Origin of the sequence: Novipirellula sp., from assembly GCF_041583735.1 — a bacterium.
In the GTDB taxonomy this organism is placed as follows: Bacteria; Planctomycetota; Planctomycetia; order Pirellulales; family Pirellulaceae; genus Novipirellula.
The window spans coordinates 15,764-30,187 of sequence record NZ_JBFHFD010000029.1 but is presented as its reverse complement, the minus strand read 5'-3'; the positions used below and the strand labels follow the sequence as shown (position 1 = coordinate 30,187).

12 protein-coding genes are annotated in these 14,424 nt (G+C 56.4%); 4 read left to right on the top strand and 8 right to left on the bottom strand.

Translation table 11 applies throughout. The features are described from left to right. Positions 1 to 26: 26 nt before the first annotated feature. Entirely contained in the window at positions 27 to 1,073 is a 1,047-nt protein-coding gene (locus tag ABX962_RS04320; protein WP_372716963.1) for a prenyltransferase/squalene oxidase repeat-containing protein, read from the top strand. A gap of 162 nt (positions 1,074 to 1,235) precedes the next feature. Here ABX962_RS04320 and ABX962_RS04315 read toward each other — a convergent pair whose 3' ends face one another. Further along, positions 1,236 to 2,534: a PQQ-binding-like beta-propeller repeat protein gene (locus tag ABX962_RS04315; RefSeq protein ID WP_372716961.1), complete on the bottom strand. Its 1,299-nt coding sequence runs from the start codon at positions 2,532 to 2,534 to the stop codon at positions 1,236 to 1,238. Positions 2,535 to 2,825: 291 nt separating this feature from the next. Here ABX962_RS04315 and ABX962_RS04310 point away from each other — a divergent pair, with 291 nt between their 5' ends. Continuing rightward, positions 2,826 to 4,745 carry a sulfatase-like hydrolase/transferase gene (locus tag ABX962_RS04310; protein ID WP_372716959.1) on the top strand — a complete coding sequence of 640 codons (1,920 nt, stop codon included), beginning with the start codon at positions 2,826 to 2,828 and terminating at the stop codon, positions 4,743 to 4,745. On the opposite strand, the gene ABX962_RS04305 is transcribed toward ABX962_RS04310, so the two are convergent. From ABX962_RS04305 to ABX962_RS04290, 4 genes are all read right to left on the bottom strand, one after another. Continuing rightward, positions 4,742 to 5,632 (bottom strand): RDD family protein, encoded by an 891-nt coding sequence (locus ABX962_RS04305; protein ID WP_372716958.1) that lies wholly within the window; start codon positions 5,630 to 5,632, stop codon positions 4,742 to 4,744. The two genes, ABX962_RS04310 and ABX962_RS04305, sit on opposite strands and share 4 nt — an antisense overlap. A 194-nt stretch (positions 5,633 to 5,826) precedes the next feature. Further along, positions 5,827 to 7,776, bottom strand: coding sequence for an ABC transporter ATP-binding protein (locus ABX962_RS04300; protein ID WP_372716956.1), 1,950 nt, complete (start codon positions 7,774 to 7,776; stop codon positions 5,827 to 5,829). Positions 7,777 to 7,871: 95 nt separating this feature from the next. Next, on the bottom strand, positions 7,872 to 8,753 hold the full coding sequence (locus ABX962_RS04295) for an ABC transporter permease (protein WP_372716954.1): 882 nt from the start codon (positions 8,751 to 8,753) through the stop codon (positions 7,872 to 7,874). A 4-nt stretch (positions 8,754 to 8,757) separates the two neighbouring features. Further along, positions 8,758 to 9,645 (bottom strand): ABC transporter permease, encoded by an 888-nt coding sequence (locus ABX962_RS04290; RefSeq protein ID WP_372716952.1) that lies wholly within the window; start codon positions 9,643 to 9,645, stop codon positions 8,758 to 8,760. Positions 9,646 to 9,917: 272 nt separating this feature from the next. On the opposite strand from ABX962_RS04290, the gene ABX962_RS04285 reads away from it, so the two are divergent. Both ABX962_RS04285 and ABX962_RS04280 read left to right on the top strand, forming a co-directional pair. Then, positions 9,918 to 10,571 carry a transposase gene (locus tag ABX962_RS04285; protein WP_372716951.1) on the top strand — a complete coding sequence of 218 codons (654 nt, stop codon included), beginning with the start codon at positions 9,918 to 9,920 and terminating at the stop codon, positions 10,569 to 10,571. A gap of 172 nt (positions 10,572 to 10,743) precedes the next feature. Next, positions 10,744 to 11,661, top strand: coding sequence for an alpha/beta hydrolase (locus ABX962_RS04280; RefSeq protein ID WP_372716949.1), 918 nt, complete (start codon positions 10,744 to 10,746; stop codon positions 11,659 to 11,661). Here ABX962_RS04280 and ABX962_RS04275 read toward each other — a convergent pair. The 3 genes from ABX962_RS04275 to fliN all read right to left on the bottom strand — a co-directional run bounded on the left by ABX962_RS04275 (position 11,651) and on the right by fliN (position 14,386). Beyond that, positions 11,651 to 13,087 carry a sodium/glutamate symporter gene (locus tag ABX962_RS04275; protein WP_372716947.1) on the bottom strand — a complete coding sequence of 479 codons (1,437 nt, stop codon included), beginning with the start codon at positions 13,085 to 13,087 and terminating at the stop codon, positions 11,651 to 11,653. The two genes, ABX962_RS04280 and ABX962_RS04275, sit on opposite strands and share 11 nt — an antisense overlap. A gap of 107 nt (positions 13,088 to 13,194) precedes the next feature. After that, entirely contained in the window at positions 13,195 to 13,929 is a 735-nt protein-coding gene (locus ABX962_RS04270; RefSeq protein ID WP_372716946.1) for a FliO/MopB family protein, read from the bottom strand. After that, positions 13,922 to 14,386, bottom strand: coding sequence for a flagellar motor switch protein FliN (gene fliN, locus ABX962_RS04265; RefSeq protein WP_372716944.1), 465 nt, complete (start codon positions 14,384 to 14,386; stop codon positions 13,922 to 13,924). The genes ABX962_RS04270 and fliN overlap by 8 nt, the downstream gene beginning before the upstream one ends. Between the last annotated feature and the right edge of the window lie 38 nt (positions 14,387 to 14,424).

Sequence of the window (14,424 nt, the reverse complement as noted above, 5' to 3'; positions counted from 1 at the left end):
CCTTCAACACGTCACCGACCATTCTCATGACGCAAAAAACATCACGCCGAGACTGGCTTCGTACTGCTGCGGTTCTGTCGGTTGCCGGAGCCACGGCGGCGAGTTCGCGGACAGCCTACGCCGCCCGTGATCCACGCTGGAATGACACGATCACCAAGGGGCTCAATTGGCTCAGCCGCACCCAATCCTCGCGTGGTCAGTGGAACACCCAGGCCTATCCCACCGCACTTGCGGCGCTGGCCGGCACGGCGATGATCAGCAGCGGATCGACGACGACTCAGGGGCCCTACGCGAAAGAGATCGCCCGAGCCGCCGATTATTTGATCAGCAAGAGCCGCGACAACGGTTTGATCGGAGATCCGCAGTCGGACCCCCGCTACACCTACGGCCACGGCTTTTCGATGCTGTTCTTGTCGCAAGTTTTGGGCGAAGAAGGGCTGTTGGATCGCCGCGAAGAATTGGTCGAAGTGTTGAGCAAGGCGGTGGAGTTCAGCGGGAATGCGCAAACCGCCGCGGGTGGCTGGGGGTACGTCTCGGCTCGCGAGGGAAATGATTTTGACGAAGGCTCGACCACGATCACTCAGGTGCAAGGGCTACGTGGTTGCCGCAACGCCGGGATTCCCGTTAGCGCCGAGGTGATCACGAAAGCGAAAGAATACATTTACGAGTGCAAAAACCCCGATGGCGGGATCAGCTATAGCAGTCGCCAGAAAGGAAGCAGCCGGCCAGCGATTACCGCTGCCGCATTGGCCGCACTGTATAACGCGGGTGATTACGACAGCGAGCATGTTCCCGAGATGCTGGCCTATGCCAAGGAATCACTGCATGACATCAGCGATTCCACTCGAGCGTTTGGCCATTGGCACTACACGTATTTGTACTACAGCCAAGTGGTCTATCGCCAAGGTGACGAGTTGTGGACGACCTTCCGTGATCGTTTGTACGACCGCATCGTCAGCGAACAGCGACCGGACGGTTTTTGGGAAGGCCAGATTCACCCGGTCTACGTGACTGCATGCAACTTGATCATGTTGCAGTTGGATCGCGGCTACCTGCCGATCTACCAGCGTTAAAATGTGGGATAAGCTTCCAGCTTGTCATAGGTTCCGAGTAGCGAAAGTCGCGAAGACTTTCGGCCACCCTGGCCGTTACCGAAACTCTTGGCGAGTTTCGCTACGAAAAAATTTAGATGCGATGACAGGCTGGGAAGCCTATTCCATATCGAAATCCGCTCTTTAGCGGGCAATGTCGAAGGCAAAGATCAAGTCTTGGTCGCGAATGATCAGCATCTGGTCGGCGACCACCGGGTGCGCCCAGATGGCTCCTTTGTCTCGCGGCAGTTCGGTTTCGCGTGGCAGCGTCAATGTGCCCTTGGGCTTCCACTCGGCGCGATTCGGCTCGACCAAGACGACCGATCCCTCTTCGTCGTTGTAGCAATACAACATGCCGTCGGCAAAACAGATTGATCCGCTGTGGTTGGGACGCATCTTTTGTTCCCACAAGGTTTCGCCACTCTCCAAGTCTTGTGCCAACCACATCCCGCCGTTGGCTCTGGTGCATCCATAGATCACTCCGTCATGCAGCACGACGCCACCGTGATGGTTCATCATCGATTTTCCGGCCAAGTGGTAAACCGATTCGGCTGCGATCTTGTCGCTGTCGGCTTTCAACTTCAGCAGCGTGTTGCCCGCCCCGTAATCGCTGGTGTGATACAGCAGGTTTTCCGACAGCACGGGGGTAGGGATCACTGCGACGTTATTTCCCGTGGTCGAGTCGCTGAAAACCTGGTTTCCTGATTGGGTATCGACGGCAAACAACCCTGGTTTGCTGGCGGTCACATAAAACGACTTGCCGCCAACATCACCTTTGATGATCGAAACGTATTGTGCGGGAGCGTTGATGCCTTGGCTGCTCCAAACTTTTTCGCCGGTCTTGCGATCCAGTGCGATCATGAAATTGGCTTCGCCCGGTGTCACAACGACTCGGTCGCCGTCGACCAGCGGTGATTCGGCGTATCCCCAAACGGGAATTTTGCCGCCGTGATCGCTGACAAAATTGGTGCTCCACTGGATTTTGCCGTCCGCTTTTGAAAGCGCCGCGAGTTGTCCGATATCGCTGAGCACAAAGACTTGGTCGCCATCGACGGTCGGCGTGCTACGCGGTCCGCCGCCCCAGCCGTGGTTGTAGTCGTCCGCAGTACTGCCGCGAGCCACTTCGGTTTCCCAGATCTTTTCGCCGGTCTTGGCGTTCAGGCAGATGGCAAAACACTTTTCATCATGTGTTCCCATCGTATAGAGTCGTCCATCGACGATCGAAACGGCCGAGTAGCCACGTCCCGCACTGGTGAATGACCAGCGAAGTCGGGGGGCGGCGTCATCCCATGATTTTTTCAATTCTTGTGGAGCTGCGTGGCCATCGCGGTTGGGGCCTCGCCATTGCGGCCAATCGGCATCGCCGGCGACCGCGAAAGAGCTCAACAGCAGAGTGGAGGCCCCGAGCAACGAAACGCACGCAACTTTGGCAATAGACTTCATGGGTAGGGTCGAGCTTTGCAGGAAGGATTTAGGAGGTGGGTGTTGAGAGTGCCCACTATAGCAAACCCCAGGCCAGCTGGACCAGGGATATCGTGATGCCTGAGCTGTGACTCGGCAAACGCGGGCGATCGTGTCGATTCCAGGTCCCCGCGGACACGGGCATGGCGGCATCGGTTGCAGCATCGAGCGTGGCGATCGAGTATCGTAGAGGACTGTCGAGTCGCCCCGCTGCGTGTCGCTCGACTGCGACTCAACCCGCCCCTTCCCCCATTGAATATGCCAGCCCGATCGATGCAAAACCAACTTCGTTTCCATGTGATGGGATTGTTTTTTCTGTCGTTCGCCTGCCATGCGGCTGCTCAAACGACGCGGCCCGGCACCCCCACCACACCGCCCAACGTGGTCTACATCATGGCCGACGAACTCGGCTATTTTGAGCCTTCCTATATGGGCAACCCGATCATTCAAACACCCAACATCGATCGCATGGCGGCCGAAGGCATTCGCTTCACTCAAGGGTTGGCGGGATCGTCGGTGTGTGCCCCGACTCGTTGCTGTTTCTTGACCGGAAAACACAGCGGTCACACGTCGGTGCGGTCCAACGGAGGCGGAACACCGCTGCGAGCAGACGAAGAAACGATCGCATCGATGTTGAAGCCGCTTGGCTATGCCACGGGAGGATTTGGGAAATGGGGATGCGGTGGACGTGGATCCACGGGTGTGCCTGAGAAACATGGGTTCGATCTGTTCGTGGGCTACTACGATCAAGTTCACGCGCACTCGTATTATCCGCCTTACATCCTGCGGAACAGCGAAGAAATGCCGCTGGCGGGAAACCGTGGCAACAGTGACGGTGACACCTACTCGCACTACGTGATCATGGACGAGGCGACGAAGTTCATTCGCGAACACAAGGACCAACCTTTCTTCGCTTACTTGCCGGTCACTCCGCCGCACGGCATTTTCGATATTCCCGATGATGATCCCGCCTGGGCGATTTACAAAGACTTGGCACTGCCCGAGCAAGCAAAACGTTACGCCGCGATGGTCACGATGTTGGATCGCCAAGTCGGCGAGGTTCTCGACTTAGTCAAAGAGTTGGGGCTCGAAGAAAACACATTGGTATTTTTCAGTGGCGACAATGGAGGTGCGGACTACTTTGCCTCGAAAGAACAGCCACGTGGGGTGCATGGAGCCAACAAACATCCGACCACGGGAGTCGAGTTTCGTGGCAAGAAAGGAAACCTGTACGAAGGCGGGCTGCGGATTCCCGTCGTTGCACGTTGGCCTGGCCAAATTGAACCCGGCACCGTCAGCGACCTGCTGTGGTACTTTCCCGATGTCTTGCCGACGATTGCCGAGGTGACCGGTGCAACCGCTCCGGCGGATATCGATGGGATCAGCATCTTGCCGGAATTAATCGGCGAAGCTGCGGCCGGACATCCGCAGGCGAAACACGAGTATTTGTATTGGGAAATCGGAGGTCAGACCGCCGTTCGGATGGGGAACTGGAAAGCAATCCAACCGAAAAAGGAGGGCGACTGGGAGCTGTACGATTTGGATCGCGACGTCAGCGAGTCGATGAACCTTGCCGAGACGAACCCAAGCATGCTTGCCAAACTCAAAACCTTTGCTGAACAAGCTCATACCCCAGTGGTCGAAGGCACGTTCGAGTCCAGGGAGCTGCACGAGCGTGATCGTGCGGCGAAATTTGGGGGCAAGCCGCCCGAAAAGAAAGCTCGCAAAAATAAATCCGCGATGACGATGCCGACCAAGGGCATGTTGCCCAACAAGGATTGGAGCGTGGTGCGATTTAGCAGCGAGAACGCCGGAAACCGCAAGTTCGCTGGCAATGCCATCGACGGCGATCCCGAGACGCTGTGGCATACCAAATTCAGTGGCGGCATCACGCCGCCCCCTCATGAATTGGTGATCGACTTAGCCGCCGTGCACCGTATCGAAGGCTTTGTTTATCTGGCTCGACAAGACGGCGGATGGAACGGAGCGATCAAGAACATCGAGTTCTGTGTCAGCGATTCCGCGGACCATTTCGGAGACCCTGTTGTCAAAGCCGAGCTCGCCAAGACGCGAACGCCACAGACAATTCCGTGTAATCCGGTTTCGGGGCGTTACGTCTTGCTGCGCGCCACCTCGGAACAGGACGGACGCGACTTTGCGACGGTGGCGGAGTTGGGCGTGATCGGCAATTAGGCGTCGACCACGACAGTTTTTGCGAGTTTGTCGTGCAACGTTTCGTGATCCTGCGTGAACAGATAAAACACGTCGGCCAACCCAATGAAGCCGCCGATCATGGGGATCGCAGTGATGGCGCCAAAACCAATGTTTCGGACGAGCACTCCTTGCAAAAAGCTAACTTGGACGCCGGATTGTTTGTCCACGATTCGCGTCTTTACAAGCTTCTTGCCTAGGCTTTGCCCCGACATCGAAATCAGCACCATGTTGATGATGAACGGGACCGACATGATGAAAGCGCAGGCCATCAATAAGATCAATCCGATTCCTGCTGCGGCTTGTTCACCGGCACCTTCAGCTGCAGGAGCCAAAGCGACGACCAATACCATCGCCAAGAGCATACCGACTCCATTGAATAAACCATCAATCAAAGCGCCACCAATGCGCTTTCCGACGCTGGCGATATTGCCGGTGCCACGCGAAGGCATTGCTCCCCCGGCCCCTACCGCGTAAGGATTCATCCCGCCGCCGCCAACTGGGGCTGAGCCCGGTGCGACACCGGGGCGTGATACGGCGAGTACCGGTTGTTTCAAGTCGTCGTCGGTCAGTTCGTCAAACATCGCCGGATCAAAATCGCCCATCGATGGACCGGCCGGCTGCGGTGCGGGACGTTGCGTGACAGGACGCTGTGGTGCCGGAGCACGGTTGGGGTTCGCCGCCGCTGCCGGGCGTGCCGCTGCTGCGGCGACCGGTTTTGCGGCCCCGCCGGGGGCTCGTAATTGCTTTCCACAGGGGCATTTAACGACTTTTCCCGCAGCGGATTCCGGGATGTTCAAGACCGCAGAACAGGCGGGACATTTGATCTTCATGTGCAGGATATGGCGAGCAAGAGGCGAAATAAACATAGAGGGCATCTGAAAAGGGGGCTGACCCTTTAAAAGCGAGTCGTTGTGTTGAGTTTTTTGCCTCGCCGGAGAGGGGCAGACCCCTTTTCAGATACCCTCTCAGGGACGAGAGCCGCAAGAAACGATTACGATCTTGCGTCTCTGTATCTTAGTTCATTTTTGCCGTAGCGGGACTGCCGTTTCGAGCACCAAAATCAAGATGACGAGATTGCCGGAAGCGTCTCGTTCATCTGCAGGTAGATCATGTCGCGATAATGACCGACTCGGCTGAGCAATTGTTCGTGGGTTCCCACGTCGGCGATCTGGCCATCTTCGAGCACGACGATCTTGTCGGCTCCTACTATCGTGCTCAAGCGGTGAGCGATCACAAACGCCGTGCGTCCCTTCAGCAGATCGGCAAGACTGTGCTGAATCAGTCGCTCGCTTTCGCTGTCCAGATTGCTGGTCGCTTCGTCGAGGATCAAGATTCGAGGATCGGCAAGAATGGCCCGGGCGATTGCCAATCGTTGGCGTTGGCCCCCCGAAAGCTTGACGCCTCGTTCGCCGATGATCGAATCGTAGCCCTTGGGTAACGCATTGATGAACTCGTCCGCCGCAGCAGCCCGTGCCGCTTCGGCGATCTGCGAATCGGTCGCGTTGCGTCTTGCGTAGGCGATATTTTCGCGGATCGTGCCGTCGAACATAAAGACATCTTGTTCGACGATCCCCAGCAGTCGGCGATAGCTCTCGAGCTGGATGTCTTTAAGGTCTCGACCATCAATCTGGATCGAACCTGAGTTGGGATCATAGAACCGGGCGATCAAGTTAGTCAGCGTTGTCTTGCCCGCTCCGCTACGTCCGACCAGCGCCACGGTTTCGCCCGCAGCCACCTCGAGCGTGATGTCGCTAAGCACCTGGGTTTCGGACCCTGGGTACGAGAACGAGACGTTGGTGATCGAGATTCTTCCTTCGACACGATTACGATCAAGCGTGACCGCTTCGGCGCGACTGGGCAATTCTTCTTCGATCTCCAAGACATCCAGCACCCGGTCGAGTCCTGCAAGATTGTTCTGAAATCCGACCGCACTGCCCGCCAAGGTGGCGAGCGGGTCCAACAACATCGTCAAGTAAACCAAGAACATCATCAGGTCACCGAGTGTCAACTCGGCCTGGATGATTTGATAGCCGCCGTACAGCAATAATCCGGTCGATGCCAATGGGATGATGACTTCCCAGACGGTTTCGATGATCCGCGTCCACCACCATGTAAAGAGTTGTTGACGGACTAAAAAGCTGCCTTCGCGAACAAACCGCGAGGATTCGCTGCGGCTTCGCGCGAACGTTCGTACGACTCGGATGCCACCGAACGTCTCGGTAGCGCCGGCATCGATCTTTTGCCGCTGCATGCGGATGTCTTTATAGAGCGGCCGGATACGGTTGATCCACGTGCGATGCGTGACCCACACCACGGGCAGCAACAGCAGTCCGCCGAGCATCAATTTCCAATCGACCAGCATCAGGATCACGAGGCTGCCAATGAATTGAACGATCGCCCGCCAGGGGTTGTACAGAATGCTAAAGATCAGCTCGGCAACCCCCCCGGCGTCCTCGCGAATCAAACTCGCCACGCCGCCGCTTTTCATGTCGTAGACATTTTGCAGCGGCAACCGGATCGCGTGATCAAACACGCGGCGGCGGATTCCGACTTGGGCCTGATTGACCGATTTGGTTGCGATCCAGCGGCTTGATAAGTGGGCGATCGTCGCCAGGATGGTGACCACCGTCACGATTCCGGCGATCGCCAATAGCAGTGAAAACGGCTCGGTCGGCAAACCCAGCCCCGCTGTCCACTCCGGCAGCGGTTTGCGGGGCGTCGAAAGTGCCGAGTCGATGGCCAATTTCGTGCCAACCGGTGGGATCAACCGCAGCACAATGCCGACGGTTAGCAACGCGATCGCCCCCGCAATTTGCCGATGATAACTGCTGATTAAGCGAATGAATTCGCGAAACAGCTCCCAGAAACCTCGCTCGCGTGTGCCGAGTTTTCGGGCACTTCGACCCGAACCATGATAGGAGTGGCTCTCGGGGGTCTTGGCACGCGAATTGCGCTGGCGAATTTTTTCGCGGTAACTGGAAAAACGGCTGCGGCTTGGCTCGATAGGCATACCGTATTGGTAGTCAGGATGGGCAAAATTGGCAACGGGCCTTTTTGGGGGCGGGCCTTTCTGGGGGCGGGCCGCCGATTTGGACCCCCTCCTGCTTACGAGCTGGCGCTGCGGTAGCTCAAGAGCGCTTTCTTAAACACCCACCGGCTCAGCAGCACGCTCAGCACCGTCGCCCCGACGGCCCACACCACCAACATCGATTCCCAATCGGTTCGTGGCTGGATCGGTTTGGCCAACAACCTTGCCGGCACATTGACCACTAACAGCACGGGGATCACAAAGGTAAAGAATCCGTACAGCGGCGTGCCCCAGCCGCGGTTGTAAATCTCCATCGGATAGCGGCTGAAGTTGGTAATGTAAAACCAGAAATTATAGAGCGTTTGATTTCGCCCCAACCAAATACTCGTCGCACTCAACGAGATCATCAAACTGTACATGATCGCCACGCCGCAGCCGATAAACACCACGTACAGCACCGCTGAGAACAACGTGGGAACCATCGGATTGACTTCACGCGTCGCCAGCGAATAGAGAGCCGCGACCAAAATCACCAAGCCGGCTGCGAAATTTGATAACGCACTCCAGTCGATTCGCCGGAACGAAATCAGGAATTGAGTGTCGATCGGTTTTAGCAGCGCAAAGTCCAATCCGCCGGTACGAATCAATTCGCTGAACTCTTCCGCATTGGGCATGAAAAACGCTTGCACCAAGCTGTTAACAAACCAAGTGGTCGCGAGAAAGACAAAGAACTTGTCGCGGTCCCAGCCTGATCCTTCGCCAATCGTATTAGTGTACTGGAAAATGATCATGTAGAAGCCGACGTTCATCAACGTCCACCCGACACTGCTGATGCATTGCAGAAAGAAGTTCATGCGGAACGTCATGTCGCGCACCAGCGAATTGCGAGCAAACGTCAGGAACACTTTCCAGTAGTTCGGCGCGATTTTAGCTGACTCGTCAGCGATTTTGTCTGCCATTCGTCTAGCCTCCGTATCCGCTGTAACGTTTCATGCCACGTGAATAAGCGAACCGGCACACGACGATAAAAAAGATCAGCCACGCGAACTGAATTGCCAATTCCATCGGCAATGCATCGGGTTCGACTTTGCCCAGGAAAATTGCTGCCGGAAAATACGCCAAATACTTAAATGGCAAAAACTGGACGAACGTTTCAATGCCGTCGGGCAACAGCGTTAACGGAAACATGTGTCCCGACAAAAAGAAGCTAAACAACATGAACACAAACAGTAGCGATGAAACTTCGAGAAACCAAAAACCGATCATGCCGATCGAAGCTTCCATGAAGAAGCCGATCAAGAAACCCATGATCAGCGACGCGGAGAAGGCGGCGAACACGGGCAGCGACGGCCAACCCTCGACGAAATAACCGCGGCACAGAAAAAAGACCAACGCAAACGGGGCGATCGCGACAACGTAATAAGTCAACTTGTGCGCGATTCGGGTTAATAATAGAAACCCGATCAAGTCAATCGGTTGAATCAGATAGCGTTTGATCTCGCCATCGCGAATCTGCTGCGCAATTCCGGACGCCAAATTGGGCATGCTGGAAAAGGCCCGTGCGACCATCGTTAGCAAGTAATAGGCAATAATTTCTTTGAAGCCAAACTTGCCGATCGTGACCTCCTCACCACTCTTGCTGGCCTCGATCGAATCGAATACGGCGTACCACAAGAAAATTTGCGTGATGATCGGCAGGAACCGCATCAGGGTTCCGAGGGCAAAGTCGCCCCGGTAAACCAAGCGTTCCTCGAGTGCGGTTCGCAATATGATCCACCACGTCGCCAATCGCCATCCCAGCCCGCTGTTGTGATGCGGCGGGCTCCATCGTTCTTCGGCGGCAGTGGACATCGGGAATCGTAGGGTGTGAAGTTAAACGGCTTTTAGGGCATCTCAAAATAGCGAGCCAGCTCGCGTATCCTACCCAAGTAGCCCCGAAAAAATAAGTGCGACAGATTCGCTTCCGCCCCCTCTCCCAATCAGGTGCCAATGTCGTTGATCGCTCCGCGATCAAAACGTGCTGTAGAATGGTAGGTTGCGAATCGATCATTTCTATTCGCGTCACGTCATGATCGCGGAGGGATCAACGACGATTTAATGACGATTCTTAGCTTGAGACCGTCATGCAGGGCGACTTTTTTGACCCCAAGGCCGAGTTGCTGGTCCATGATCGCTTGCGTCCCCACTGGTCTCAAGCGGGCGCGATTGTGTTCGCTACGTTTCGCTGTATCGATTCCATTCCCAAAGGTGTGATGCAGCGATGGGATCGTGAGAAAAATGATTGGCTCCAGCGGCGCGGTTTACTCCAATCGCGACATTGGTCCGATGTCCTTCCGAAGCTCGAAGCACCGCTGAATGCTGAGTTTAGCAAGCAATTTAATCGTTGCCGCGAGGATTTCCTCGACACTTGTCGCGGGCGTTGCCTGTTGCGTCGACCCGAGCTGGCAAAGATTGTTGGCGATGCCTTAATGCATTTTGACGGGCAACGCTACGCATTGGGAGACTTCGTCGTAATGCCCAACCACGTGCATTTATTAGCGGCATTTCCCAACGCGGATGCCATGGAGCGACAGTTTGATTCGTGGCTCCACTTCACCGCATTTCGCATTCATCAAGCGATTGGCGAACGGGGACATTTTTGGCAGCAGGAGCCGTTTGATCATCTGGTCCGCAGTCTCAATCAGTACGAGTATCTGGTTAAGTACATCGAAGAAAATCCCCGTAAGGCGAGGTTGAAACCTGGCGAGTACCTCTACCACCGTGCCCAATGTCGTTGATCGCTCCGCGATCAAAACGTGCGTCAAAGTTGCAAGCTGCGGATGGGGTAGAACGGTTTTTCTCACTTCACGTACTGATCGCGGGAGCGATCAACGACATTGTGTACTGATCGCGGAGCGCTCAACGACTATAATGCCCTGCCTTCCCCTTTTTTTACTGCAAGGACTCTCCATGACCCGACCTACCCTGTTGCAATCACTTTCGCTCTTGGTTTGCCTTTCCCTAGCAAACGCCGCCGTCCTTTCCGCCCAGCAGCCCGCCAATACCACCGAACCGCTGTGGACTGATGGGATCCCGGGCGTGACGTTGACCGGAGAGGGCGATGTGCCCCAGTTGATCATCACCAAAGCCGATTCGGACGCACCCACCGCTGCGGTCGTGATCCTGCCGGGCGGAGGGTACGGTGGGCACGCGATGGGACACGAGGGGTATGAGTTCGCTGCTTGGTTTCATTCGATGGGAATGTCCTCGGCGATTTGCACCTACCGCTTGCGTGGCAAGGGGAACGATGGCAAGGGATACGGACACCCAGCACCGATGCAGGACGCTCAGCGTGCCATCCAAACGCTGCGGGCTCGCGCCAAGGAACTGAACATCGATCCCAATCGAATTGGCGTGATCGGTTTTTCTGCTGGCGGCCATCTCTGTTCTACCGTCTCGACTCACTTTGCCGATGCCGATCCGTCGTCAAAGGATCCGGTGCAACGCGTTTCTTCGCGTCCCGACTTTAGCATCTTGTGTTACGCGGTGCTGTCGCTTGGTAAACCGCACACCCACAAGGGAAGTCAACGGAATTTGTTGGGCGACAATCCCGATCCCGCATTGCTGGATTCGTTGGACACGCCGACGCAGGTGAGCGAGAAAACACCGCCGACGTTTTTGTTTCACACTGCCAAAGACACTGCGGTGCCTGTTGAAAACAGTCTGCTGTATTACCGAGCTTGTGTTGATCACAAAGTGCCAGTCGAAATGCACTTGTTCAATGACGGAGCCCACGGGCTGGGATTAGCCAAGAAGGTTGACGGAGCGAATCAGTGGCCGAGTTTGTGTCAAACTTGGCTAACGCGTTTGGGCATGGTCAAACCGTAGCGGTTCGTCTCCAGCGTCGTCCCACGACAATCAATGCGATCACGATTCCCACGGCAACCAGCGACGTAGTACCCAGTGGGACTCGCTCGAGCACCAGCAGCGGCAATCCGATCGTCAGCATTCCGCCTCCGATAAAGGGGGCGGAAAGCGGAGCCGCGAGTGCGTAGTTTTCCGCGGCGTCGGTATCCAAGTCGGGATCGACAAGCCGTAGCAGAACAAACCCGGTTGCGGTCACCCCGGTCGACATCCCGTAGTTGATCAAGCCGAGTTCAAACCAGTGGTCTGGCGGTAGAACCCAGCGTGAAATTACCAGCAGGCAGACCCCGGTCCAGATCGCTCCGACAATCGCCAGGATCGAAAAGGGAACGATCATCGTTGCCACCGCGGCAATGTTCAGCGACGCAATCGCGGCGACCACCAACACGTCCATCGCCGCAGACGAGATCCGCCCAATCGAATCGCTGTCGATCCGATCTTCACATCCCAGCAACCGAGTACAGCGGCGAACGATCAGCCCGCCGAACAAGGTGTAGATGAACAGCGGGAAATCGAGGATTCGCGAAAACGACAACCGCGTGGACAACTGTTGGTTCGCCGCGTCGCGAAGCGTGTCGCTGGCAAACCAACTGTCCGCGGCCGCTGCGGTCATCAGCACCGCTTGCTGCATCGCCATCCCAATGCCAAACGCGGCCATCAACCACAGAGCTTGAAGTAACAGCGGATCGAGCGTTTCACCGCGAATGGTGGCGTAGCCGATCGGAACACGGGGCGGCGGCGCGGCTGCTTCGGGGGTAACCGAATCGAGCCGCAGAGTGTCATTAGTCAAATGGTCCAAGCGGTTGGTCGGAAACCAGCCTCGCCGCGCACCAAGATTGATCCATCCAATCCCGCTGACCACGCCGTAAACAAGTCCCACGGTGGCCATCAGAATGCCAAGATCCCGGCCTCCGTCCAGTGCGATCGATTCGTGTGCGAATACCTCGCCCATCGCTGCAGCTGTACCGTGCCCCCCAGCGAAACCGGTTTCGATCAGCATTCCAAACGAATTGGGAAGATCATAAAAAGGTTGGATGAAGATCCATGTGGCAAGCAATCCACATGCAGTCTGGCCGAGCACGATGATCCAAACCATCAGTGCTTCGCGGCCCACGTTGCTTGCGTTTTCTCGATGTTCGGTAGGTTTGCGTTCTAGCAACATGCCGGCAAAAACGACCGCGATTAGCAGGTTCGGCCAATCGCTCAGCGTGGCGGCAATCGCTTGGGTGGTGCCGCTCGTGGTTGCCGGAGCAAGCTGGATCACGGCTAAACCAAGCATTCCTGCGATCACGGATGCAGGGATATAAAGCCACTGAAAAATCCCAAATCGGATTCGCAGAGCGACTCCGACCAACAGCAGACAGGTGATAAAAAGAAGTGCGGCAATCATGGCCGCGATTGTATCGAGTTTCCAGTGGATGGAGTCCCCGAGGTAGCGAAAGTCGCCAAGACTTTCGTGAAATCATGGACGAGTGAAACTCTTGACGAGTTTCGCCTCTAGGCACTGGCGAACAAACGACCGCGGCTGCGGGGTGTCGGAGGTGTCTCGATCGGTGTGCCGGCGAACCCTTTCTCTGCGGGCTCTTTTTCAAACTCGCGAAGCGTGCTGGCGAAATTGCGTTTCGATTCGCCGATGCACGAAGCGGTCAACTGTTGCACTTCATTCCGATCGGTGATCTCGGACAAGGGGTGGATTCCGGTTGCCGTTTGCGCGACCACGATGATGCGGTTGCCACAGCGGATCATTGACACCTTGGTTCGCGAATCGATCGAGGTGCTGCCGAGATTTTGAATGACGTCTTTGGGGATGACGCCGTTGGCGGTACCGCCGGAACTGAAGCGACGCGTTAACCAAACAAAGCCTGCGAACAAACCGAGCACGACGGCTAGACTCGATGCGACGGTGAACCCGGGAACCGCAAGTTGGCTTTCTTTTTTGCTTTCGGCCTGCTCGCCTGTTTCTTCGCTGGCGACGGATCGCTGTGAAAGTGCGGGGAAGCCGCGGGCGATGACTTTGGGCGAAGGTTCGTTTGGTGATGTCTCGATTGTCGAAGCCGGCGGGGCGGTTTGCGGATCCGACATCGAAGCCGTTTCCCCGGCAGCAGGTTTGGCAAGTGAGTACTGCTGCGCCAACGCGGGGGTGCCGCAAGTGGTCATTGCCAGCGCGGACCATGCAATCATGACGGCGGCATGGCGGCTCCAGGACGTCAGCGGATGGCAAGTCTTATGCACTGATCAACTCCGTCACACGAACGCAAAAATTGTCATTCATGACCAGCACTTCGCCGCGGGCAATCAGTTTTCCGTTGACGAAAATGTCGACGGGATCGCCTGCGAGTTTGTCCAGGGCGACGACCGATCCGCCACGAAGCTGTAGTACCTCTTCGAGCTTCATTTGAGTGCGACCGAGCTCGATGCGAAGATCCAACTCGACTTCGCCTAGCAGGTCGATCGATTGCCGCTCGCCCGAGGCGTGGTCGGGTTCGAGATTGCCAAGATTGTAGGGTTCTGGTTTGCCCGAATTGGCAACCCCTTTGCCAGCCGCCTGGTCGAGGTTTCCCGACGCTTCGGCCAACAGTTTTTCGATGTCGTCCATGTCCAGATGTTCGTCGGCACCCTTGGACTTTGGCTCGACCACAGGGTCGGTCGCAGTAGGCGATTGGGGGTTTGGCTTGGCGGGGTCTGGCACTGGCTAGGTCCTTCCGTGGACGACGTTGTTTCACGACC

Bases quoted from the DNA above. Each gene is read 5' to 3' on its own strand.
- ABX962_RS04320 (WP_372716963.1), top strand. From the start codon at position 27: ATGACGCAAAAAACATCACGCCGAGACTGGCTTCGTACTGCTGCGGTT.
- ABX962_RS04315 (WP_372716961.1), bottom strand. From the start codon at position 2,534: ATGAAGTCTATTGCCAAAGTTGCGTGCGTTTCGTTGCTCGGGGCCTCC.
- ABX962_RS04310 (WP_372716959.1), top strand. From the start codon at position 2,826: ATGCAAAACCAACTTCGTTTCCATGTGATGGGATTGTTTTTTCTGTCG.
- ABX962_RS04305 (WP_372716958.1), bottom strand. From the start codon at position 5,632: ATGTTTATTTCGCCTCTTGCTCGCCATATCCTGCACATGAAGATCAAA.
- ABX962_RS04300 (WP_372716956.1), bottom strand. From the start codon at position 7,776: ATGCCTATCGAGCCAAGCCGCAGCCGTTTTTCCAGTTACCGCGAAAAA.
- ABX962_RS04295 (WP_372716954.1), bottom strand. From the start codon at position 8,753: ATGGCAGACAAAATCGCTGACGAGTCAGCTAAAATCGCGCCGAACTAC.
- ABX962_RS04290 (WP_372716952.1), bottom strand. From the start codon at position 9,645: ATGTCCACTGCCGCCGAAGAACGATGGAGCCCGCCGCATCACAACAGC.
- ABX962_RS04285 (WP_372716951.1), top strand. From the start codon at position 9,918: ATGCAGGGCGACTTTTTTGACCCCAAGGCCGAGTTGCTGGTCCATGAT.
- ABX962_RS04280 (WP_372716949.1), top strand. From the start codon at position 10,744: ATGACCCGACCTACCCTGTTGCAATCACTTTCGCTCTTGGTTTGCCTT.
- ABX962_RS04275 (WP_372716947.1), bottom strand. From the start codon at position 13,087: ATGATTGCCGCACTTCTTTTTATCACCTGTCTGCTGTTGGTCGGAGTC.